Origin of the sequence: Variovorax glucosi, from assembly GCF_051216695.1 — a bacterium.
In the GTDB taxonomy this organism is placed as follows: Bacteria; Pseudomonadota; Gammaproteobacteria; order Burkholderiales; family Burkholderiaceae_C; genus Variovorax.
On the sequence record NZ_JBPJZE010000227.1, the window covers coordinates 1 to 1,195 of the forward strand.

General features: G+C 61.3%; 1 protein-coding gene and 1 pseudogene. Both read right to left on the bottom strand.

All coding sequences use genetic code 11. The features are described from left to right. A partial coding sequence (locus ACSFA3_RS24500) for a type VI secretion system Vgr family protein (protein WP_435507975.1) occupies nt 1-510 on the bottom strand: 510 nt, incomplete at its 3' end. Between the two features lie 30 nt (nt 511-540). Further along, nucleotides 541-1,195 (bottom strand): annotated as a pseudogene (locus ACSFA3_RS24505) (hypothetical protein); the annotation flags it as partial.

Genomic DNA, 1,195 nt, shown 5'->3' on the forward strand with positions numbered 1-1,195 from the left:
GTGCCTGAACCAGTAGTAGATGCCTTCGAGTTCCATCAGCCGGCTCACGAAGGCGAAGTCGCTTTCGTTGTACTGCACGCAGTACTCCCACTGCCGGTAGCTGCCGCTGAGCTGCTTCTCGAATGCGAAGCCGTAGTCGCCGAACACCTCTTCCAGGATCTCCACCACGCTCTTGTTCTGGAAGATCTTGTTGTCGCTCGAGCGCGTGAGGTACCACAGCCACGGCCGCACGGTGGCCCGGTACACGGTATGGCGTTCGGTGTCGCCTTCGCGCCCGATCATCGAGAAGCGCACCACCTGGCCGTTCAGGTACCTCGGCTCGCTGCCCGCCGTCTGGATCTCCAGCGTCAGCGGCTTGCCCAGCACCGACTTCAGGTCGATCGAAGCACTCGGGCTCAGCAGATCGACCTCGAACTCGAACAGCTGCGACAAACCCTCCGTGCCGCGCATCGAACGGAACAGCAGCTGGCTCTCTTCCAGCGGTGTGTGCGCCTTTACAACTCTGTGCATGAAGCAAGTCTCCTGTTGTTTTTTTCTGGCTCAAGGAGCCCTGAGGAAGAACGCGCCCCTCGCCTCCTTGAACTTGAACTTCACGAGCTTCGAGACCACGATCCCCAGATCGCCGATCGCCACATTCTTCTTGATCCGGTTCTCGTTGTCGTTCAGCAGCGCGAGATTGATGAACACGCCGTTGATCGAGGTGAAGGTCGATGCGGTCACCATCACCTTCGCGGCGTAGAAATCGAAGGCGAGGGGCGTCCAGAGGTTCGCCTTGCCCCATGTCGCGGCGAAATTGGTCCAGCGCCAGTGACCGTGATCGTCGGTGGTCACCGTCTGGCGCGGCGTGTTGTAGACAATCACGTCCGCATTGAGCGTGTAGTGCTTGTTGTTGAGCGTGTAGTTGGTGGCGTTGTGCACGATGGTCGGCGCGCCCACCGTCTTCGGGCCGGTGACCACCGTGGTGTCGGGACCGATCACGAGCTTGGTGTCGATGGCGTTGATGATCTCGATGCGCCCACCGCCGACGATGCGGATGTCGGCGCCGGTCACCAGGCGCACCACGGTGCCGTTCACGGTCAATGAAACGCTGCCGTTGACGGTTTCATCAATGCCGCCGTTCACCACCCGCGTCTCACCCCCGCTGATCGTCTCCGTCGCCCCGCCCGTGATCGTGCGCTTCTCCCCTTCCGTCACC